Annotated in this window: 23 protein-coding genes; all 23 read right to left on the bottom strand. The window is 42.2% G+C overall.

The window, feature by feature from the left end:
* Positions 1 to 11: 11 nt before the first annotated feature.
* On the bottom strand, positions 12 to 386 hold the full coding sequence (locus MHI16_RS00380; protein WP_003217952.1) for a septum formation initiator family protein: 375 nt from the start codon (positions 384 to 386) through the stop codon (positions 12 to 14).
* An 18-nt stretch (positions 387 to 404) separates the two neighbouring features.
* Complete coding sequence (gene yabQ, locus MHI16_RS00375; protein WP_061406497.1) at positions 405 to 1,043, bottom strand: spore cortex biosynthesis protein YabQ; 639 nt, start codon at positions 1,041 to 1,043, stop codon at positions 405 to 407.
* Positions 1,040 to 1,348 carry a sporulation protein YabP gene (gene yabP, locus MHI16_RS00370; RefSeq protein WP_003217974.1) on the bottom strand — a complete coding sequence of 103 codons (309 nt, stop codon included), beginning with the start codon at positions 1,346 to 1,348 and terminating at the stop codon, positions 1,040 to 1,042. Before yabP ends, yabQ begins: the two co-directional genes overlap by 4 nt.
* A 74-nt stretch (positions 1,349 to 1,422) precedes the next feature.
* Positions 1,423 to 1,683 carry an RNA-binding S4 domain-containing protein gene (locus tag MHI16_RS00365; RefSeq protein ID WP_003217975.1) on the bottom strand — a complete coding sequence of 87 codons (261 nt, stop codon included), beginning with the start codon at positions 1,681 to 1,683 and terminating at the stop codon, positions 1,423 to 1,425.
* A 2-nt stretch (positions 1,684 to 1,685) separates the two neighbouring features.
* Positions 1,686 to 3,164, bottom strand: a complete 1,479-nt coding sequence (gene mazG / locus MHI16_RS00360) for a nucleoside triphosphate pyrophosphohydrolase (RefSeq protein WP_061406495.1) — start codon at positions 3,162 to 3,164, stop codon at positions 1,686 to 1,688.
* A complete protein-coding gene (locus MHI16_RS00355; protein WP_058015842.1) occupies positions 3,154 to 4,758 on the bottom strand; it encodes a polysaccharide biosynthesis protein in 1,605 nt (534 codons plus the stop codon). Before MHI16_RS00355 ends, mazG begins: the two co-directional genes overlap by 11 nt.
* Positions 4,759 to 4,952: 194 nt before the next feature.
* The gene (gene spoVT, locus MHI16_RS00350) at positions 4,953 to 5,489 is read right to left on the bottom strand and encodes a stage V sporulation protein T (RefSeq protein WP_003217990.1); all 537 of its coding nucleotides are present in this window, start codon (positions 5,487 to 5,489) and stop codon (positions 4,953 to 4,955) included.
* A 139-nt stretch (positions 5,490 to 5,628) separates the two neighbouring features.
* A complete protein-coding gene (gene mfd / locus MHI16_RS00345; RefSeq protein ID WP_058015841.1) occupies positions 5,629 to 9,162 on the bottom strand; it encodes a transcription-repair coupling factor in 3,534 nt (1,177 codons plus the stop codon).
* 67 nt (positions 9,163 to 9,229) lie between these two features.
* Positions 9,230 to 9,460: an anti-sigma-F factor Fin family protein gene (locus tag MHI16_RS00340; protein ID WP_003217967.1), complete on the bottom strand. Its 231-nt coding sequence runs from the start codon at positions 9,458 to 9,460 to the stop codon at positions 9,230 to 9,232.
* Between the two features lie 55 nt (positions 9,461 to 9,515).
* Entirely contained in the window at positions 9,516 to 10,082 is a 567-nt protein-coding gene (pth, locus tag MHI16_RS00335; protein ID WP_058015840.1) for an aminoacyl-tRNA hydrolase, read from the bottom strand.
* A gap of 139 nt (positions 10,083 to 10,221) precedes the next feature.
* Positions 10,222 to 10,848, bottom strand: a complete 627-nt coding sequence (locus MHI16_RS00330) for a 50S ribosomal protein L25/general stress protein Ctc (protein ID WP_012008657.1) — start codon at positions 10,846 to 10,848, stop codon at positions 10,222 to 10,224.
* 138 nt (positions 10,849 to 10,986) lie between these two features.
* The gene (locus MHI16_RS00325; protein WP_003217907.1) at positions 10,987 to 11,940 is read right to left on the bottom strand and encodes a ribose-phosphate diphosphokinase; all 954 of its coding nucleotides are present in this window, start codon (positions 11,938 to 11,940) and stop codon (positions 10,987 to 10,989) included.
* 22 nt (positions 11,941 to 11,962) lie between these two features.
* Positions 11,963 to 13,333 (bottom strand): bifunctional UDP-N-acetylglucosamine diphosphorylase/glucosamine-1-phosphate N-acetyltransferase GlmU, encoded by a 1,371-nt coding sequence (gene glmU, locus MHI16_RS00320; protein WP_058015839.1) that lies wholly within the window; start codon positions 13,331 to 13,333, stop codon positions 11,963 to 11,965.
* Positions 13,334 to 13,531: 198 nt separating this feature from the next.
* Positions 13,532 to 13,828, bottom strand: coding sequence for a septation regulator SpoVG (gene spoVG / locus MHI16_RS00315; protein WP_008357439.1), 297 nt, complete (start codon positions 13,826 to 13,828; stop codon positions 13,532 to 13,534).
* A gap of 225 nt (positions 13,829 to 14,053) precedes the next feature.
* Positions 14,054 to 14,431 (bottom strand): 2-iminobutanoate/2-iminopropanoate deaminase, encoded by a 378-nt coding sequence (gene ridA / locus MHI16_RS00310; protein ID WP_058015838.1) that lies wholly within the window; start codon positions 14,429 to 14,431, stop codon positions 14,054 to 14,056.
* 36 nt (positions 14,432 to 14,467) lie between these two features.
* Entirely contained in the window at positions 14,468 to 15,301 is an 834-nt protein-coding gene (purR, locus tag MHI16_RS00305) for a pur operon repressor (RefSeq protein WP_003217919.1), read from the bottom strand.
* Positions 15,302 to 15,356: 55 nt separating this feature from the next.
* Positions 15,357 to 16,226: a 4-(cytidine 5'-diphospho)-2-C-methyl-D-erythritol kinase gene (gene ispE / locus MHI16_RS00300; RefSeq protein WP_058015837.1), complete on the bottom strand. Its 870-nt coding sequence runs from the start codon at positions 16,224 to 16,226 to the stop codon at positions 15,357 to 15,359.
* 146 nt (positions 16,227 to 16,372) lie between these two features.
* Positions 16,373 to 16,558 carry a small, acid-soluble spore protein, alpha/beta type gene (locus MHI16_RS00295; protein WP_012008653.1) on the bottom strand — a complete coding sequence of 62 codons (186 nt, stop codon included), beginning with the start codon at positions 16,556 to 16,558 and terminating at the stop codon, positions 16,373 to 16,375.
* A 169-nt stretch (positions 16,559 to 16,727) separates the two neighbouring features.
* A complete protein-coding gene (locus MHI16_RS00290; protein WP_003217979.1) occupies positions 16,728 to 16,985 on the bottom strand; it encodes a Veg family protein in 258 nt (85 codons plus the stop codon).
* Positions 16,986 to 17,198: 213 nt separating this feature from the next.
* On the bottom strand, positions 17,199 to 18,083 hold the full coding sequence (gene yabG / locus MHI16_RS00285) for a sporulation peptidase YabG (protein WP_058015836.1): 885 nt from the start codon (positions 18,081 to 18,083) through the stop codon (positions 17,199 to 17,201).
* Between the two features lie 130 nt (positions 18,084 to 18,213).
* Positions 18,214 to 19,092: a 16S rRNA (adenine(1518)-N(6)/adenine(1519)-N(6))-dimethyltransferase RsmA gene (gene rsmA, locus MHI16_RS00280; RefSeq protein ID WP_058015835.1), complete on the bottom strand. Its 879-nt coding sequence runs from the start codon at positions 19,090 to 19,092 to the stop codon at positions 18,214 to 18,216.
* Entirely contained in the window at positions 19,085 to 19,645 is a 561-nt protein-coding gene (rnmV, locus tag MHI16_RS00275; RefSeq protein WP_012008650.1) for a ribonuclease M5, read from the bottom strand. Before rnmV ends, rsmA begins: the two co-directional genes overlap by 8 nt.
* A 160-nt stretch (positions 19,646 to 19,805) precedes the next feature.
* Positions 19,806 to 21,008 carry a G5 and 3D domain-containing protein gene (locus MHI16_RS00270; protein WP_058015834.1) on the bottom strand — a complete coding sequence of 401 codons (1,203 nt, stop codon included), beginning with the start codon at positions 21,006 to 21,008 and terminating at the stop codon, positions 19,806 to 19,808.
* Between the last annotated feature and the right edge of the window lie 194 nt (positions 21,009 to 21,202).

Below are 21,202 nucleotides of genomic sequence, written 5' to 3'. Positions count from 1 at the left end.
TGTCAACAAGGCTAATCGCTCTTATTGCCCACATCAAAGATTTTTTCGCCTTTTTTGGACATATAATAGTCCCGTCGTGCCAGTTCGAGTACGTATTCCTTGCTTTTCAGCTTTTTAATTTCATCAGAAATATCTTCCTGCTTTGTTTGTAATTGCTTCAATTCTTTTTCGAGTGCAACCTTCTTCTCTTCTTTTTCCTTTAATGAAGACGATTGCGACCAGAGGGCACTTGTCACCAAGACAGCAAACATGAGCACGATCACACCAAACACGGTAAGCCTTCTTAGGAGTCCACGGCGTTTGCGTTTTAAGCGCTGTGCTTGCTGTTCCATTTGTTTTTGATAATCATTTTGAATTTGTGCGATATTTCTTTTTCTCTTGTTCAAGGTTGAAGGCCTCCTCTCTTACTTTGTCCAGAATTGTTTCCATTTCGTTTTGATGGTACCAGATAATTTCTTGGTCCCTTGTAAAATTCCTGCTCCTTTAGAGAAAAACAATCTCATTGATGTTCGCCATTTTTCGGGAATCCGATGAATGATGGTCACATTAAGTAACCAGATGAGCGGATAACAAACAATGGACAGCACCTTCCACACGAGCCGAAACGTAAAATGAACAAGACGTAAGAGCAAGTGGAGCAAGAACATAATAGCACTTATGATTAAGGTCATCAGCCAGCGGATTGGCTGGAAGACGATGGACTTGACCAGCCGTTTCAAGATGAGAGCGGCTTGATACACACACATCACCATAAACTTGAGAATATTCATATACAGCTGTTTCATCAATGCCTGATACATCGAGAAACCTAGTGCAACAGCTAGAAAGATATAAACCCTGAATTCTCCCTCATTTGTCAGCAGCAGAACATAAAAGAATAAGAGTCCCTGTACCAGCCAAAAAAGGAGATCGTGTATGATCAAAAGCCATTTTGCTGTCTTTTCCCGATTCACAAACAGCTTGTACGTATCAAGCGATGCGCCCAGCCAGATGCCCATCGCTACCATCGAAAGCATCGTATAAAACTGGACTGTCAGCGTCATTTAAACAGCTTGCTAAAAAATCCTTTAGCTTTCTCCCCGTGCTGCTCATCTACATAAATTAAGTCAAAGACACGTCCTTTAATCGACACAACGCCTTTTTCGACGTCTAGGTTTTTCATTTGCAGATTTTCTCCACGGATAGCGAGAATCCCCATGACCGTCTCAAGCAGAAATTCTTCATTATCAAAGCTTTCCACCTGTTTGACGCCGGTAATATCTAAATGCTTTCTGTTTCGCATTGTGATATTGTGTTCCGCTTCTGATGACAGCTTCGTGCCTTGAGGTTGATTATAATATTGATTCATTTATACATCCCCCATATCTCATACTTGCATTGTTACTGCATTGTATGTGACAGGAGGATCATTTAGAACAAGCCCTATTCCGCTGTTTTTTCTTCTTTTAGCACAGTATACATGCCAGCGGCTTCTTCTTTTTTCGTTGTGTCCTTTAACTCGTTCACTTGAACCGTCACTAGTTTTTGACCAAAACGGATTTTAAGCTCGTCTCCTTCTTTCACGTCAGAGCTGGCTTTCGCCTGTGTGCCGTTAATAGAAATTCTGCCTTGATCAGCGACTTCTTTTGCCAATGTTCTTCTTTTTATTAAACGAGACACTTTTAAAAATTTATCTAATCTCATGTTTACTCACCTCTTTCTATACGTTTGGCATCGTTCCATAGATCGTCCATTTCCTCTAGCGTTAAATCCTCTAATGAACGTCCCATGTCCTTTGCTTTTTGTTCGATATGCTGAAAACGTCGCATGAATTTTGTGTTGGCGGAAGCGAGCGCCGTTTCAGGCTCTAGCTGATAGAACCTGCCAATGTTGACGAGAACAAACAAAAGATCTCCAAATTCATCTTTCATCTGCTTCGTTGCACTTTCGTCCGGCTTGTCTGCCACTTCAACGAGAAATTCCTGCTTTTCTTCTTCGTATTTGTTCCAAATATCTTTCACATCTGTCCAATCAAAGCCTACTTTGGCGGCTTTCTTTTGGAGCTTATATGCCTTTGTTAGTGCTGGAAGCGTCGCCGGGATGGATTGCAACATGGAGGCTGCCCGCTCCGGTTTCTCCTGCTGCTTGATTTTTTCCCAGTTGACGACCACCTCTTCTGCTTCAGAAACATTTGTGTCGCCAAACACATGGGGATGTCTACGAATCATTTTTTCTGTGACATGCTGGATGACATCATCAATTGAGAAAAAGCCGTCATCTTCACCGATTTGAGCATGAAGTAACACCTGCAGCATCACATCTCCGAGCTCTTCCACCATATGGTCTGGATCATCTTCATCTATCGCTTCAAGCAGTTCATAGCATTCTTCAATTAAATAGGGTTTCAGTGACTCATTGGTTTGTTTTTGATCCCATGGACAGCCGCCCGGACCTCTTAATGTACGGATGACGTCACGGAAGGTGTCAAATTGTTGATAAAGCAGCTTTTCATCTTGAATCGGAGGTACATAAACACTTGTTAAGTTATTTATCGACACATCTCGATCAAGTTCAAATAAAGGAACGGCAGTAATCTGTTCCAGGCTGCTTCCAGCCGCAGTCACAATATAGACTTCAAAATCGTCTGGAAGCTTTTCCATCAGCGTGAGTTTCACATTCGAAGCGGTGATCTGATCATATACCTGACAAATAAGGACATGCTGGGTCAATTTCAGATCGTCCGCTCTCATATCTCCTGCGTCAACGAATTGGAATCCCTCGATTGGGTCGATCTGCAAAGAGTTAAACGTCGCATCTAAAAAGCTTTGTCCACCTGCAACAGACACCTCAATCCCGCGCTCTTGCTGCTGAGAAACTAATAGCTGGACGGTCTTTTCTGCGACAAATGGGTGACCTGGTACTGCGTACACAATCTCCTTTTCAGCAGCCTCTGTAAATAAAATTTCTGTGATTTCCTGATAGACCGAATCAAACTGATCGTGCTTTTCATAAATCTCATCAAAAAAGGTCAGCGATGGAACCTCCTGCATCAACTCTGCGGTCAGCGGATGGTCCTGCGTTCTCATAAATACTTCTTTCGCCTGCTTCAGCTGCTTGTAAACACCGAGCGTCAGCTGATCCATGTCGCCTGCCCCAAGACCGACGACGGTAATCTTACCTGCCATTTTGATTCCCTCTCATCTGTTTAAAATATAAAATCTTTTCTCCTAATGGAATGAGTCTCCATTCCTCGTCCGTAAATACTTCTAGCTTAAGAATACTATATAAAAAGGCGAAACCACCAATAAAAACTGACGTCAGGCTCTCTAAAACGGAAAAAGGACGTTTTTCAAAGGGAATGACCCAAGAAAACAGCGCCTGATACCCTATTAAGACAATGGCCATGAAAGCGGCTGATAAAAGAATTTTCACTGGGAACAGCTCTCTCAACGAAATCCACCCTTTATGTTTCAAATAAACGGCATTGAGCAGAGCGGCAGCAAGAAAACCGCACACGGTTGACCATGCGGCACCGTAGATGCCAAATAGCGGGACCAGTGCAAGCGTAAGTATCCACTTCACCAGCACACTGAGCAGTACCACAACAGCCGGATACACAGTATGCCCGAGCCCTTGAAGTAAAGCTGCTTGCGTAATCGCAATCGATGTAAATGCGATGGAAATACAGAATATTTGCAGCGCATCGGTTCCTAAATCATTACGAAAAAGCATTGTATTAACTGACGAAAGAATACAAATCAGCCCAACTGCTGAACCAATCCCTAAAACCAACGTGGTTTTAAACGATGTCCGTACTTTTTGCCTGATCACTTCATGCTCTCCATTCCTCATGGCCGCTGATAAAAATGGCACAAGAGAAGTCCCGATGCTAATGGCAAACACTGTCCCTAGCTGTAAAAACGGCTGCCCTCGGTCATACACACCTTTTGCCGCCTTTGCCGCGGCTTCACTCAGTCCCTCACTGCGCAGCAACGCATACAGATGAAAAGCATCAATCATTTGCATCCATAAAATGAGCAGTCCGCTGACACAAATCGTCAATGTATACAGCACCAAACTCTTCAAAACATCCTTTTTCCGAAGTGTCGCCTGCTTGACTGCCATACGTGTAGAAGACTGTTTTCGGTAAGTCAGCCAAAGAAAAAGAAGCAGTATAAGCGAGGTCGCACTTCCCGCTATGGAAGAGAAAACTGCACCCGCCCCTGTTTCATAAAGCGAATAGCCATGCTTGACGAAATAGAAGGATAAAACAAGCAGGACGCCTACCCTGATGAGCTGCTCAACCAATTGAGAAACAGCCGTTGGAAGCATCATACCGTCACTCTGAAAAACGCCTCTCAGCATCACGGTAAGCGGCAGAAATAAAAACACGAAAGCACTCATTTGGATAAGCAGGATCAATTGACTGTCCGCCATAAGGCTCGCAATTCTGCCTGCTCCTATGTAAAGACAAAGAAATAAGACTAGGCTCAGTAAGGTGATATAGACCAAGGATACCCGTGTAATGATCTGTCGATTCTCTTCCCCATGGTCACTTAGAAGCTTGGACACCATGACAGGAAACCCTGTGGTGCCGAGCATGATTGCAATACCAAGGAAGGGGTACACTTGCTGATAAATATAAAACCCAGTGTCTCCTACGATGTTCTGGAACGGAACACGATAAACGGCACTTAATATCTTTGATAACAAGCCTGCGATGGTCAAAATCACCGCACCTTGGAAAAGCCAATGCGGCTGATTCACAGCATTTTTCATGGATGACTCCTTTAAAAATGGATCTACAGTTAAACGCACTCATTATATCATACGTGAATGAAAAGCCGTTTCTTTCTAAGGAGTAGACGGCACATTCCTCGTTTTGTTTCATTCCATATAAAAAACGCCGACAAAATCAAAATGATTTCATCGGCATTCTTTTGTTTTATCAAAATGATATACAATTATTAGACCTAGTGTTCCATTTGACGGGCTAAGAAGCCAGCTGCCGTTTCTGCCGCTTTATGCTCCACTTCCCCCATTGAACGCTCTTTAGAAAATAAGACGACGGCGCCAATCGGATCTCCGTTTGCAACAATAGGTGCAATGGTATAAGCAGATACGTCATCATCAATACCATCGACAAGTTGAATTTCTTTTTTGCTTTCTTCTAATACAGAATTACGCTGGTCCATTGTTCGTTCAAGTAAATCACTGATGGATTTATTTAAGTACTCTTTTTTCGAACTGCCGGATACAGCAATATACGTATCTCGATCACAAATCAGAATGGAATGACCCAAACTGTCGAATAATGCATCAGCATATTCCTTCGCAAAGTCTCCTAGCTCACTAATCGGCGAATATTTCTTCAAAATTACTTCTCCATCGCGGTCGACGAAAATCTCAAGTGGATCTCCTTCCCGGATGCGCAATGTTCTGCGAATCTCCTTCGGAATAACCACTCTACCTAGATCATCGATGCGGCGTACAATTCCAGTTGCTTTCATTCACTGCTGCCTCTCTTTCGTTTGATGATGTGTTGGGTGAATGGAACAAAAGCGTCCACTTTATGCAACATTCACCACTTGACCCTGAGATTAGTATCCGTCACATCAAACGTAATATACACGAGAGACAAACAAATTTTTATGAAGATGGAATGGTTTCCTTTTTCACATCTTGAAGACCTCGTAGCATATTCAGAACGATGTCAAGCCATTCCTCCGTCTTCTTACCTTTCGTCTGGACAGAAATAATTAGCTTGCTGCCTTCCATTCCTAGGCCAATATCACGGCCATATTTACTGCCAAGTGCAAATAATTTTTGACCGTCGATGTCACTGCTTGCTTGCTCTTCAAGGGTGAGTCTGACAATGCCTTTCTCCATCTTGATCAATTCGACACGTTCCTGCACTGCGTATACTTTCATCGTCGCAATTGTGAACAAATCCGCCACTTCTTGCGGATATTCACCGAATCGGTCGATCATTTCATCTTGAAGCTCTTTTCGCTCTTCAATTGATCCAATCGCTCTGAACTGTTTATACATCTCGATCTTTTGCTTTCCATCCGAAATGTAAGTGTCAGGGATATAAGCATCGATTTGTAGATCGATTTCCGGTTCGAATTTATCTTGAGCCGTTGTATCGCCTCTTCTTTCTTCAATGGCTTCTTTCAGCATTTGGGAATAGAGGTCGAATCCAACAGAATCAATGAATCCATGCTGCTGTGCACCAAGTAAATTTCCTGCTCCTCGAATCGTTAAATCACGCATCGCAATTTTAAATCCTGACCCGAGCTCTGTGAATTCTTTAATAGCTTGAAGTCTCTTCTCTGCTACTTCAGACAGAACTTTATCTTTTCGATACGTGAAATAAGCATATGCGACACGATTCGAGCGTCCTACTCGTCCTCTTAGCTGGTACAGCTGAGAAAGCCCCATTTTATCCGCATCGTGAACGATGAGCGTGTTCACATTCGGAATATCGACTCCCGTTTCGATGATGGTGGTACTGACCAATACATCTGATTCACCTTCAAGGAAATTGATCATCACTGATTCCAGCTCGTTCTCACTCATTTTCCCATGTGCATAGCTGACTTTCGCATCTGGAACTAGCATAGAGATTTCATCTGCTTTGCGTTCAATATCCTCGACACGGTTGTACAGGAAGTACACTTGACCACCACGTGCTAGTTCTCGCTCTATCGCTTCTCTGACTAAAGCGCCATTGTACTCGACCACATAGGTTTGAACAGGGAAACGGTTTTCAGGCGGTGTTTCAATAACCGATAAATCCCGTACGCCAAGCATAGACATATGCAGCGTACGCGGAATTGGCGTAGCCGTTAATGTCAGAACATCGATATTGGCTTTCATCTGTTTAATTTTCTCTTTATGCGTCACACCAAAACGCTGCTCTTCATCAATAATCAACAGACCTAAGTCCTTATAGACAATATCTTTCGAAAGCAAACGGTGTGTGCCGATCACCATATCTATCGTTCCATTTTTCAAGCCTTTTAACGTTTCGGTTGTTTCTTTTCTTGTACGGAAACGGCTCAGCTGAGCAATTTTGACAGGATAGTCTTGGAATCGGTCCATAATCGTGTCAAAATGCTGCTGCGCTAAGATGGTTGTCGGCACAAGCAGAGCAACTTGCTTCCCGTCAGCAATTGCTTTGAAGGCGGCTCGAATCGCCACTTCTGTTTTTCCATATCCCACATCTCCACAAAGCAGGCGATCCATAGGACGCTCCCGCTCCATGTCTTGTTTGATTTCATGAATCGAACGGATTTGATCATCTGTTTCCTGGTAAGGGAACGCTGATTCGAACTGGCGCTGCATCTCATGATCAGGCGAGAAGGCATACCCTTTACTTGCCTCACGTTCTGCGTACAGCTTAATGAGATCATCTGCGATGTCCTGTACAGATGACTCCACTTTTTTCTTCACACGTTTCCAATCGCTGCCGCCTAGTTTGTACAGCTTTGGTTCTTTACCTTCTGATCCAACATACTTCTGCACCTGATCAATTTGTTCAACCGGTACATAAAGCTTGTCGCTTCCTTGATAATGAATATTTAAATAATCTTTATGAATGCCGCCGATTTCAAGCGTTTCAATTCCTAAATACTTACCGATCCCGTGGTTAATGTGCACCACATAATCGCCGACTTGAAGCTCGGAATAGCTCTTAATTCGCTCTGCATTGGTCAGCTTTTGCTTACGTGCCTGCTTCTTCACACGTTTTTTGAAGAGCTCGCCTTCTGTGATCACGGCAATTTTCGATAACGGCAGTTCAAAGCCTGTTTGTAGCTCACCTTGTAAAATATACACCTGTCCGCTTACAAGCTCTGCGTCCGGCTTGGCAAGAGCAGCTTCAATGTCATAATCATGTAAGACAGAAGACAATTTGTCTGTACGCTCTTCATCCGCACCTAAGAAGACAACCGTGTATTGTTGTTTTTTGTAGCGTTCAATTTCACTTGCGAGCACATTCATCTGCCCGTGGAAATTCTGCATTTGCTTACTCGATACATTGACGATATTTTGCGGATTTGTCTGCTGGACATGTCTCAGGAACAAGGAGTAGTACAGAATCGACCGCGATTGCTGATTGATTAGTTGTTGGAACGGAAAAGAAAGAGATAAATCATGAAGGATGTTGCCTTCTTCAAGCAGACTAATTGTCCAATCAGCTTCTTCCTGCTCAAGCTGTTCTTCCATCTCCTGAATTCTGCTAATTTCATCTAAAATAATAATCGTATCCTGTGAAGTGTAATCTAGCAAACTAGCAGGTTTTTCATAGAAATAGGACAGGTACTTCGTCATTTCCTGTGTCACGATTCCTTCTAGCAGCTTCTCTCGATCAGCAGAAATATGTTGATGCAGCAATTCTTTTTGCTGGTCTGAGTTGAATTTCTTTAAGCTCTTCGCAAGTCCTTGATCAAGCTGTTCAATGGCTCTCACTCGTTCAGGCCCTCTCACAATCAGCTCTTTTGCGGGACCGATTTTAATCTCTTGAAGTGTTTCTAATGAACGCTGTGTATCCGAGTGGAACGTTCGAATTGAATCTACTTCAGTATCAAACAGCTCAATACGAATTGGATGATCTTCCGTTAACGAATAAATATCAATGATTCCTCCGCGCACACTAAAATCTCCGGGCGCAGCAACCATCGACGTCCGGTCATAACCGATTTGTACAAGTTGTTTTGAAAACGCCTCCAAATCAATTTCTTCACCAAGCTTTAAATGGATCTGACTCTCCTTCCAGAGCTCAACTGGCGGAAGCATTCTACGCACCGCAGCAGCCGGGGTGACGATAATGGGGTTTTCTCCATTCGCCAGCCGGTTCAGAACATCTAGACGCTGAGCTCTAAGCTCAGGGCTGGCAACGGCAATTTCTGAAGCAATGAGTTCATTCACAGGATAAAGAAGGACCGAGCGATCTGACATCACACTGGCAAGATCATCTGTGACCTTCTGCGCTTGATATAAGTTGTGAGTCACAATAAACATCGGCCGCTTAAGTTCGTCTGATATAGCGGCTGTAAATAAAGATCTGACGGAGCCTGATAGTCCGGCGAGCAGTTGTTCTTTTAACCCTTCCTTTAGCCCATTAAAAATGGACTGAAAATCATCACTTTGTTTGATAAATGATTGTATATTTTTCATTTGGCTCCTCCTCCCTGCTTGTTTAAAACAGAAAAACGCTTTGGTCTATTATCTACACCAAAGCTTTTTATTGAATAAAGGTATGATACTGATGGTAATCAGGATTTCTTTCGAGCGCCTCTTGGCAATCCTCACAAATGGTTTGTACATGCAAATCACCATTTTCCCTATAAGAAATCATATCGTTTCTTTCCTCATTTGTTAAGTGATGAAATCCAAGTGCTTCACTTTGAACAGCGGATTCATCTAAACTGCCAACCTTTACACCACAGTGCCGGCAGTAATAATGCAAAGCCATACGTGATCCTCCCCTGCTGAGATTTTATGATCAGTATGTGCTTTGCTTATCATTCTTATACCTTCTTGTTAAAATCATTCATCACTTCTAAAAATGGCTTAGTTAAAGCCGCCTCACAAGCTTCGACAGACGCCTGAATGGCTGATGCAATATCAGGCTGCTCCTCTTCAGAAAAGCGTCCTAGCACGTAATCGACGACCTTCATGCCATTTTGAGGACGTCCAATGCCGATACGGAATCGGTCAAACTCAGGTGACCCTAAATGCTGAATCAACGATTTGATTCCATTATGCCCGCCTGCACTCCCTTTTGTACGAAGGCGGATTCGGCCAGTTGGCAAATCAAGATCATCATAGATGACTTTCAACTGTTCAAGGGGAATATCATAGTAATCCATTAGCGGACGCACGCATTCTCCTGATAAGTTCATATATGTAAGCGGCTTTACAAGTAGAACCTTTTGCCCTGAAACAAATCCCGTTCCAAATTGTCCATGGAACTTTGATTGATTTAAAGGGATGTCCCATTTTTTTGATAATTCATCTATTGTCATAAACCCGACATTATGTCTTGTTTTTTCATATTCTTTTCCAGGATTACCTAATCCAACAAATGCAATCATGAAACCATAAACCTCCTTTGTCACAAAGCACACGCCTAAAAAATGAGCCAATAGGATTGCCTCATGTAAAACGTATGAATTCTTTTCATTCTAGCACAAAAGACGCAACCGCGGGAGGGTTACGTCTCTAAATGACCAGTTATTCTCCATCGTTATCCTTTTCTTTAATGGCCTCAGGTTCTTTTGGTTCCTCTTCGCTATCTGGTTCAGGAACCTCTGATTGCTGAGGCGGTAAAATGGATGCCACGACTTCTTCTGGATCGTTATTCACTTGATATGATGACTGAACAGGCAAATCAGCGACTGTTAGGACATCATTCACTTCTAAGTTTGTAATATCTGCTTCTATATGCTGAGGGATATCTTTTGGCTTCGCTGTAATAGATAGTTCAAATAGTGGCTGCTGAAGCACACCGCCATCTTTAACTCCTTTAGATTCGCCAATCAACTGAACAGGTACATCCGCTTCAATTTCACGCTGCAAATCGACTACTTGGAAATCTGCATGGACAAGCTCATTTTTCAGCGGGTCTGTTTGTAATTCTGTGACCATCACGGATTTTGTTTCACCGTTCACGTCTAACGTAATGATTGTATTTTTCCCTTCATCACGTAAGGTCTTTAATAAATCGATACTGTCTAATGAAACAGCCAGGTTGTCTGTATTTTTTCCGTATATGACACCAGGAACGTGTCCTGAATGACGGATTTTTTGCAGTGTGGAACGTTTGAAGTCAGTTCTTTTATTTGCTTTTAAAGTTGCCATATTCAGCACCATCCTATTTCTTTTTTGTCACTACTCTCATAATTACCCATAACCAAATCATTTTAAACCTATTTGCCAAGAATGATGAAAGCAAAAAGACCCCAAGCTTGATGCCTAGGGCCTTTTTCAATCAGAAAATTAGCTGAAAAGGTAGCTCACAGATTCTTCTTCATGTACACGGATGATGGCTTCTGCAAGCAAAGGCCCAACTGAAAGCGGAATGAATTTTCCAACTTTCTTGTCATCAGTTAAGTGAATACTGTTTGTCACAACTAATTCTTTAATTTTAGAGTTTGTGATACGTTCTACTGCTGGTCCAGACAATACTGGGTGAGTACAGCAAGCATAGACTTCAGCCGCTCCATTTTCCACAAGTGCATTTGCAGCAAGTGTAATGGTACCAGCTGTATCAATGATATCATCGATGAGAATCGCCGTTTTGCCTTCAATGTTACCAATGATGTTCATCACTTCAGCAACGTTTGGCTTTGGACGACGTTTGTCGATAATTGCGATTGGTGCTTTCAGGCGATCTGCCATTTTACGCGCACGTGTTACACCACCGTGATCAGGAGATACAACGACGATATCATTCAAGTTTTTCTGTTCGAAATAGTTTGTTAAGATTGGCACAGCCATTAAATTATCGATTGGAATATCAAAGAAACCTTGGATTTGCGGCGCATGAAGATCAAGTGCAATGACACGTGTAGCACCTGCTGTTTCAAGTAAGTTCGCAAAAAGCTTCGCAGTGATCGGCTCACGAGGTTTTGCCTTACGATCTTGACGTGCATATCCGTAATAAGGGATCACAATATTGACCGTTTTCGCAGAAGCGCGTTTTAGTGCGTCTACCATAATGAGCAACTCCATAATGTGCTCATTGACTGGCGCACTAGTGGATTGAATGACATAACAATCACAGCCGCGGATACTTTCTTCAATATTGATTTGGACTTCACCGTCACTAAAGCGTTTAACAGAGCTCTTTCCTACATCAACTCCGATACGATCGGCAATTTCTTTCGCAAGTTCAGGGTTTGAATTCAAAGAGAATATCTTTAAATTCGCATCAGCATAACGATTAGACATGGTAAACCTCCGGGTATTTGGATTATTTTTTATGAATATTTTTCACATAATCTTCTTTATTGACTTGTCTTGCTCTAGCAATAGACAATGCATCCTGCGGTACATCTTCTGTAACCGTTGAACCAGCTGCAACATATGCCCCTTTTCCGACAGTGACTGGTGCCACGAGATTAGAATTACAGCCAATAAATGCGCCATCTTCAATCTTCGTTAAGAATTTGTTCTTCCCATCATAGTTGACTGTAATTGATCCACAGCCAAGGTTTACATCAGTTCCGACCTCTGCATCTCCAATATAGCTGAGATGAGATGCTTTGCTGCGGTCACCGAAAACCGTTTTCTTGATTTCGACAAAATTCCCGATTTTCACTTCATCGCCAATTTTCGACAACGGGCGAATATGAGCAAACGGCCCAATTGTCACATCGACTCCAACCTCACTATCGCAGACGACAGATTGCTTAATCACTGTGCGGTCTCCGACGATGCTGTCAACAATTTCAGTGTTTGGCCCAATAATGGCGTCTGCACCGATTTTCACATTCCCTTTGATGACCGTCCCAGGATAAATCGTTGTATCTTCACCGATCACTGCATCAGGTGAAATATACGTGTTCTCAGGATCAATCAAGGTCACACCATTCTTCATATGCTGATGATTAATACGTCGCTTCATGAATTGCTCTGCTTGTGATAGAGCGATACGATCATTGACTCCAAGTGTTTCTTCAAAATGCGGTGTTTGATATGCCGCTACCGTTTGCCCTTCATTCTTTAAGATTTCAATGACGTCTGGCAAATAGTACTCACCCTGTGCATTTTCATTCGATACTTGCTCAATCACACGGAAGAGATCTTCATTTGAAAAGCAATAGGTCCCTGTATTAATTTCATTCACTTGACGTTCCGCATCATTCGCATCTTTATGCTCCACAATTTTCACAACAGCACCGGTTTCGTCACGAATAATACGACCATAACCTGCCGGGTCTTCCGCACGTGCTGTTAAAATAGTGACTTTCGCTTGATGTTTTTGATGCTCGCTCAACATAGCTTCCATTGTTTCCGCTGTCAATAATGGCGTATCACCACAAATGACAATGGTTGTTCCCTTTTCCTGCGCAAGGAACGACTTTGCTTGTTTGACGGCATGTGCTGTTCCCAGCTGTTCTTCTTGAAGTGCATATTCACTTCTGTCTCCAAGCTGCTCTTTGACGTTCTCTGCTCCATGACCGACAATCGTCACTAGCTTGGTTAAAGAAAGCTTTAACGCTTCATCTGCCACATGCTCGACCATTGGCTTTCCGCAAACTGGATGAAGTACTTTGTATAGCTTTGACTTCATTCTCGTTCCTTTTCCCGCTGCTAAAATCACTGCGAACCGCTTATCCATTGATTGGCCTCCAATATCCCTATTATCCATAGAAAAATATATCCTAAATAAGGATTGATTTCAAGGATACAAGAGGAAGTGCAATAATTTTCTAATGGATGGGAGACATAAGAAACAAGAGAAAAAACGCAAAAAAGACAGCATTTAAAAGAAAACATCCATTTTCTCTTAAAGCTGCCTTTTTAGGTTCACGTATTATTAAGAAGCTCCAGCTTCTTCATATTCAATTGTCTCTTCCTCTTCGCCTAAGCGATGATACTCATTTAAAACAGCATCTTGGATTTTACCCCGAGTGCTTGAATTAATTGGATGTGCAATGTCGCGAAACTCTCCATCAGGCGTGCGTTTGCTAGGCATTGCAACAAACAAGCCATTGTTTCCATCAATCACACGAATATCATGAACAACAAATTCGTGGTCCAGCGTGATGGATGCAATCGCCCTCATGCGACCATCGGTATTCACGCGGCGTAATCTTACGTCAGTAACTTCCACAGTAGTTCACCACCTTTTCCCAATATAAAAGCATTACTTAGGTATTCAACGATTGTGATGATTCTCCTGCTCTTTTTTTAAACTTTTTTTGAAATATCGGGATATTTATACATTTTTTGTCATCTTCGTGACGACGCTTACATTCTCTTCGTGAAAAAAAGACATCATGATGATGTCTTTTCCTGCATAAGATGAAACCAAACGGCTTTCGTTAAGATTGCCTGTTTACTTTACTAATGCAATCACTTCAATTTCTACGAGTGCATCCTTAGGAAGTCTTGCTACTTCCACACAAGAACGAGCTGGCTTATGTGTATGGAAATACTCACCGTACACTTCATTTACTTCTGCGAATTGTTCCATATCTTTGATAAAAACTGTTGCTTTCACGACTGTCTCAAAGGAAGCACCTGCTGCTTCAAGTACGGCCTTAAGATTACGGAACACTTGATGAGTTTGTTCTTTCATATCTCCATTTACAAAGTCTCCAGCTGCCGTTAATGGAATCTGTCCGGAGCTGTAAAACATGTTATTGACAATAATCCCTTGAGAGTAAGGTCCAATGGCTGCTGGTGCGTGTTTGGTTTGAACAACTTTTGTCATATCAATCTCTCCCATTCAACTACATGTTTTCAATTCTTAAGCTTTCGAATGAAAAAACTCGTGGAAATTGCCTTCATTGATCTCAATGATCTTCTGCTTCATATCAATGGTTGAAAGCTTTAAAAGCGATACATATTCATCAACGAGACGTTCATCTACGCCTTCATCTTCTAAAAGAACACCGATCCCTGCAACATTTGCATTAAATTCCTCAAGCAAATTCACCATGCCGTTAATGGTTCCGCCAGCTTTCATAAAGTCATCAATGATCAGGACATTGGATCCTTTATCTAAGCTCCGCTTTGCAAGTGACATGGTTTGAATTCGATTAGACGAACCTGACGCGTAGTTAATACTTACAGTTGATCCTTCAGTTACTTTATTATCTTTTCTAACGATCACAACCGGCACATTTAAATAACCCGCAACCGAATAGGCAATAGGAATACCTTTTGTTGCAACAGTCATGACGACATCAATCGCACGGTCTGCAAAGATGGTCGCAAATAGCTTACCGATTTTCGCAAGGATTGATGGATTACCTAAAACATCGGTTAAATATAAATAACCGCCAGGAAGTACACGTTCAGGAGTCGATAGAGCTTCTCCGATATCGTTTACCACGTCGTCTGCTTCTTTTAGGTGAATCTTTGGAATATATTTCACTCCGCCAGCAGCACCAGGTACAGTAAGCAACGTGCCTATTCCCTGCTGTTCGAAGGTCTGTTTGATAATCGTTAAGTCTTCACTAATGGAGGACTTCGCAGATTGATATCTTTCTGCAAAAAAAGTTAACGGTACTAGTACGTGCGGGTGGGCTAACAAATAATTTGTTAAGTCCACCAATCTGCCGCTTCGACGAAACTTCATGAACTTACCCCCAGAACCCGAATAATTTATGATAAATATAACTTAATATACGGATTTAATCAAGGGCATTTTGTTCGCCGATCATGCGGACAGCGTATACTTGATCACAAAATCCTCTCAGTCCGTTATATATTCTTTGTACCTTCGATTCATATTGAATCAAGCCAAATACTGTAGGGCCGCTTCCACTCATTAAAACAGCGTCAGCACCGAAACGCTTCATCTGCCTTTTGATCATATCTACTTCTGGATACATCTTTAATGTCACAGATTCTAGAACGTTTCCGAGTGAGCCGCACATCTCTTTATAATCTTTCGCTTCAATCGCTTCAATCATACGCTTTACATTCGGGTGGTCTACTTTGCTTGCGTCATATTGTCTATAGACTTCAGCTGTAGATACCCCAATCACCGGCTTCGCTAAAATCACCCAGCAATGCGGCGGTGTCGCAATATGCTTCAGCTTTTCCCCACGTCCTGTCGCTAGTGCTGTGCCTCCGTGTACACAAAAAGACACATCTGAGCCGATCTCCGCTCCAAGCTCAGCTAGTTCATCTAACGTGAGGTTCAACTTCCACAAGCGATTTAAGCCGCGAAGTGCTGCCGCTGCATCACTGCTGCCTCCAGCTAACCCTGCTGCGACTGGAATTGTTTTTGTGATGACAATGGATACCCCTTTTCGAATACCGAACCTTGTTTTAAGTAATTTAGCCGCCTGATAAGCCAAATTACGCTGATCATCTGGCACGAATCGATTATGAGATGATACACGGATTTCATCCTTGTCCAGCTCCGTCAACTCTAGTCGATCTGCAAGGTCTATTGTTGTCATCACCATCTCCACTTCGTGATATCCATCCGGTCTCTTTCCGTGAACATCAAGTGAGAGATTAATTTTTGCCGGTGCTTTTTCTAAAATACGCAAACATTTCACCTACTTCTCCATCTAAACATAAGTATCAATATTGTATCACATTTGATGGATCTGATGAATATAGGCTTTTACGCCGAGCACACTGACTTTTTCATCAAAAAAAGCCAGAGACACCCGAGGTATCCCTGACCGTTTTTCTATCGTTGATTCTCATCCTGAGCCATGTGCTGTTGAGCTAATTCAATGGCACGTTTGACCATATTACCTGCGTCACGCGCACGAATTTCTCCCCAGCCTCCATTTTTGACGGTATCATAAAATCCAAGATCCTTCGCCAGCTCGTATTTGAACTCATCTGACATAATGCCTCGGCGTCTACCCAAACGAAACAGCCCCTTTAGTCGAGAATTCGAATCAGTGCCACTGCTTGTGTGGCTTTCTTATTTTGTATCGAATCCTTTCTTTTACCCCTTTCAAAAAATGGACAGACTCCCATTCACATTCAGAAAAAAAGGCAAAACAAAAAGCAGTAAACAAAAAGTTTACTGCCCATTAATAGGCGACTGAGCTAGCGGTATCATCGAACGTTAATTCGACCGTCTCAGTCAGTATATCTGCATAACTATAAGAAACTCTTTCAAACGAATTCTCATCTTGATCTAATTGAATCACAAATACAGAAGGGTACGTTTCAGCTAAAATGCCCGAACGCTCAATTGTTTTACGGCGGCCCCCGTTAGCCTTTAACGTCAAACGTTTACCTAAGTTACCATCAAGCGATCTTTTGATGTCGGACAAAGTCTTCGCCATTGCATCCACCTCACTGAGATAATTATACAACAACGGCCCGTTTTTGTCAAATAAAAATTAAATTATATCAACGAACACGAGCCATTGTCAACAAAATAATTTTGACAAACTTCTACCTTTTCTTCTCCCTATTTTTCTCAATTTCCGGTGAATTATGTATCCTTTTGCAATTTCTTTTTGAACATAAAAAAAACCAGACTGAAATCAGTCGGGTTATGTCGATTCATGATCTCTTTTATATGGCATACCTACCCTTAGAACGCCCTTCGTCTCGATGCCTCCCAGTCCTTTTTCTCTTGTTAATGTATTTCGGAGCACATCCCACACGTTGATTCGATCTACAAATGGAGTGAAGCTGATCTTCGCAACGATATAGACGGGATCGAGCGCATGGATATTCACACGGGAAGGAGAGCTCGCAAAATTGGCACCTGCTTGGATCAATGATTCGAAATGAGATTGACAGGCACCAGCAAAGATCACAAGCTGATCTAAATGAGGGATCTTCCGTCTGGCTTTTTGAACCGTTTCAACGAAATGACGAGAATGACGATAGGCACCGATATCATGTACGCTGCCCTTTTGCTTGGAATACGCATCATGTCCTGTGATAACCAATATATCTGGTCGATATTGATCAATTAACGAGTCAATCATGCTTGGCATTTTCTTCTCATGGCAATGCACACCGTATACAGGTACACCAATTCGTTCATATACATCCAAGCATTTCTTTAAGTATGAAGCATCTCCATCTAAATGAAGGACCTTTCCAGGCATGTGAAAATACTGCTCCTGATGCTGATATTGTCCAGAAGTATAATACTCTTGTTTTTCCCGCAGCAGCTGATAGTCCTGTCTTAGTAAGTCGAGCGATTCATTGATTTTTCGTTCGTCATTTTTCTCTCTAGTCAGCTGTTCCTCTTTTTGAACCTTGACGAGATCTGACAACTTGGCATCAGCAATCAGCCTCACTTCATTCCCATGCAATATGGCGGTGGCTTCGTGCTGATCGGTCTCATCAATTCGAATGATTCGAAACAAAATATCCATTTGATAGGATGCCCTTGTCACCATATCTCCTATTTGAAATTGCATGCTTTTCACTCCACAATCAGGCTCATATCCTGTTGGTATCGTCTTGCGCTAAATATGTTCGTCTTTCATATGTGCTGTTCTTTCTAGCCTATGCCCGAACAAGCGAAGTGGTGAAAAACAAAAAAAGCCCTTAAGACAGGGCTTCTTGTAAAACATTCGACAAACGGGCAAATTCCTCAATGGATAATGACTCGCCGCGGCGCTTTCCATCAATGTCTGCTGTTTGAAGTGCTTCTTCAATAATTGCTTTATGTTGCTTTCCATCAGGTAAGTTGTTCATGAGATTATTCATCAATGTTTTTCGGCGCTGACCAAAGCTCGCACGAATCAACTGAAAGAAAAACTCATCATTTTCTACTGAGACGGCAGGCGTTTCACGAACGGTCAGCTTGATCACAGCCGAATCAACATTTGGCTGTGGAACGAAAACCGTTTTAGGCACAACCATCACTGTTTTCGCTTCCGTATAGTATTGAACTGCAATAGAAAGCGAATTGTATTCCTTTGATGAAGGGACAGCGGCCATACGATCTGCAACTTCTTTTTGAAGCATGACCACAATCCCTTTCAATGGAAGGTTTTCTTCAAGCAGTTTCATAATAATCGGTGTCGTCACGTAATATGGTAGGTTGGCGACAACCATCACTTCTTTACAGTCAGCAAAATTTTCCTCGATGACCTTTCCCACATCTGCCTTTAATACGTCTTGATGAATGATCGTAACATTATCATATGGAGAAAGTGTATCGTTTAAAATGGGCAATAAACGCTGATCGATTTCAAAAGCGGTGACCTTCTTTGCACGTTTAGCGAGCTGCTCGGTCAATGCACCGATACCAGGCCCGATCTCAATCACGCCGGTCTCATCCGTCACCTCTGCATGATCGACAATACGATCGAGTATATTTGTATCAATTAAAAAGTTCTGCCCTAAGCTCTTTTTAAAGGAGAAACCGTATTTCTTCAGTATTTCCTTCGTTCTGATGGGTGTCGCTATATCTTTATTCATCGGCTTCCTCCTGCATGACGGTCTTTAAGGCCGCAATAAAATCATGTTTGGTTATTTGGAACATGTGAAGGCGCTTATGCAGCTGCTTCGCATTGGTATATCCTATATTTAAAAGCACACCTAGTCGTTCACGGCGGCGTTTCGATGATTCGCCTCCGATAAGGCCTGCGTCAAATAAATCATCTAATGTAATGTCACTTTCCGTTACTTCCATTTCCTCATGGACATGGGCAAGGCATTCTCGAATACTGTCCAAGGAAGCATGCTCGACACCAATTCCTTTGTCCCGCTTCGCCTTCGCAAGATGTTTTGGCAAAAATGCGTGCTTACAGCCAGGAACCGCTTCTGCGATGGTTTTACGGATCTTCTCCCCAGGGAAATCAGGATCAGTTAAAATAATGACCCCTCTCGTCTCCTGAGCAAGACGTACTTGTTGAATAACTGTATCGCCAATGGCTGATCCGTTTGTTTCGATCGTATCTGCATCAACTGCCATCTTCACTCTCGCAGTGTCGTCACGACCTTCCACCACAATGATTTCTTTGATTTTCATGTATTCCTCCGCTTGCAAAAACAAAAAACATTTTTTGGTTAAAAAACGAAACCTTTCATGTTGTTTTTGCGTCTAATTAATTAGAAAACAGTGCTTCTATTATAACCAAAAAAACAGAGGGTGCGCAAAGCCCTCTGTTCATATAAATGATTTGATGTGTTTATTTGAGTACTCTAATTTTCACTCGTTTATTTCCCCATTGATAAGCTGCCGACTTATTCGGGACGAACACATCAATTTTATTCCCTTTTATAGCAGATCCAGTGTCTGATGCAACGGCATATCCATAGCCTTCCACATACACTTTAGAGCCTAGCGGAATGACACTCGGATCAACTGCTATGACCTTTGCACCTGGATTTGATTTTAAATTATAGCCTGTTGACGTTCTGCCCGTACATCCAGCACAGCCCGCTGTATAGGCTGTCGACGCCACATAAAATTCTTTTCCTGACGATTCATTGCTTCTTGAAACGGCAGGTGTCGCTTTAGGCTCTTTTTGGGACTCTTGTGTACCAACGGCCACTAAACGATCCTTGCTATCTTTTTCAGTCACTTCTTTAATTAATTCTTTAGACACCACTTTGCCGTTTTCTTTCACAATGGCATAGTGCTTCTTCAATTTACCTTCTTCACCTTTTTTAAGCACCTTCTCTTTTCCTTTTTCAAGAGAACGATCCTTTTTATGTTTGGTATCAAAAGCAATTTTCTCTTCCACTACATCGGTGACTTTTTCCACCCGAGTGATCTGAATATCTGCGCTTTTTTTAGTTATATGACTATGTAACGCAGGTTTGATCTTATCGTGCTTCTTGAGCTTCAGCTCTTGCTGCTTTAAAAAGTCAGCGACCGTAGTCGAAGTGGTCCACACTTTTTTCTCTTTTCCTCCATCATTTACGCTGACCTCGAAGGCCTGCTGAACCACAAGATCCATATCTTTTTTAATCTTGTCATTCTTTCCTGGAGTTACTTGATCGTGCTTCCCAATATCTATCTTCTCATTCTTCAATAATGCTCCAACCGTCTGATCTGTTGTCCATATCGTTTTCTCTTTCCCATCTAGGGTCAGATGAACCGGTATAGCCGCATCATACACAATGTTCATGTTGTCTTCAATCTTTGTATTTAGACTTGGAGAGATATGATCCTCCGCCTTGGTCTTTATTCCAAGGTCTGAAAGCAGCTGTGCTACTGTCTCTTCATGTGTACGAATTGTCTTCTCTTTACCATTGATTGAAATGGTAATAGACTGCTTAGTGAGCTCATGCGCACCGTAAGCCGTCCCAGTTCCAGCTAAAAGCAAGCAAACAACTAGTAATAAAACCTTGCCTTTTCCTAGCTTTACAGAAAACAGATTTTTCATTTTTTGTACGATGAAAAACGCCTCCTTCTCCTCGGAGAGATTATATAGAGTATCTCAAAACCTGTCAACCCTTCCACCCACTGTACAAAAATGCTCGATTGTACCCCTATTATGGGAGTTTAATGGAAGGAAGGGAAGAAAGACTTATCGACAACTTATCCTATGAAGAGGCGTAAACGTGTAGAACATTTTCG

It is taken from the genome of Bacillus sp. FSL K6-0923, from assembly GCF_038630825.1.
GTDB classification, from domain to species: Bacteria; Bacillota; Bacilli; order Bacillales; family Bacillaceae; genus Bacillus; species Bacillus pumilus.
This window is presented reverse-complemented; position numbering and strand designations above follow the sequence as displayed.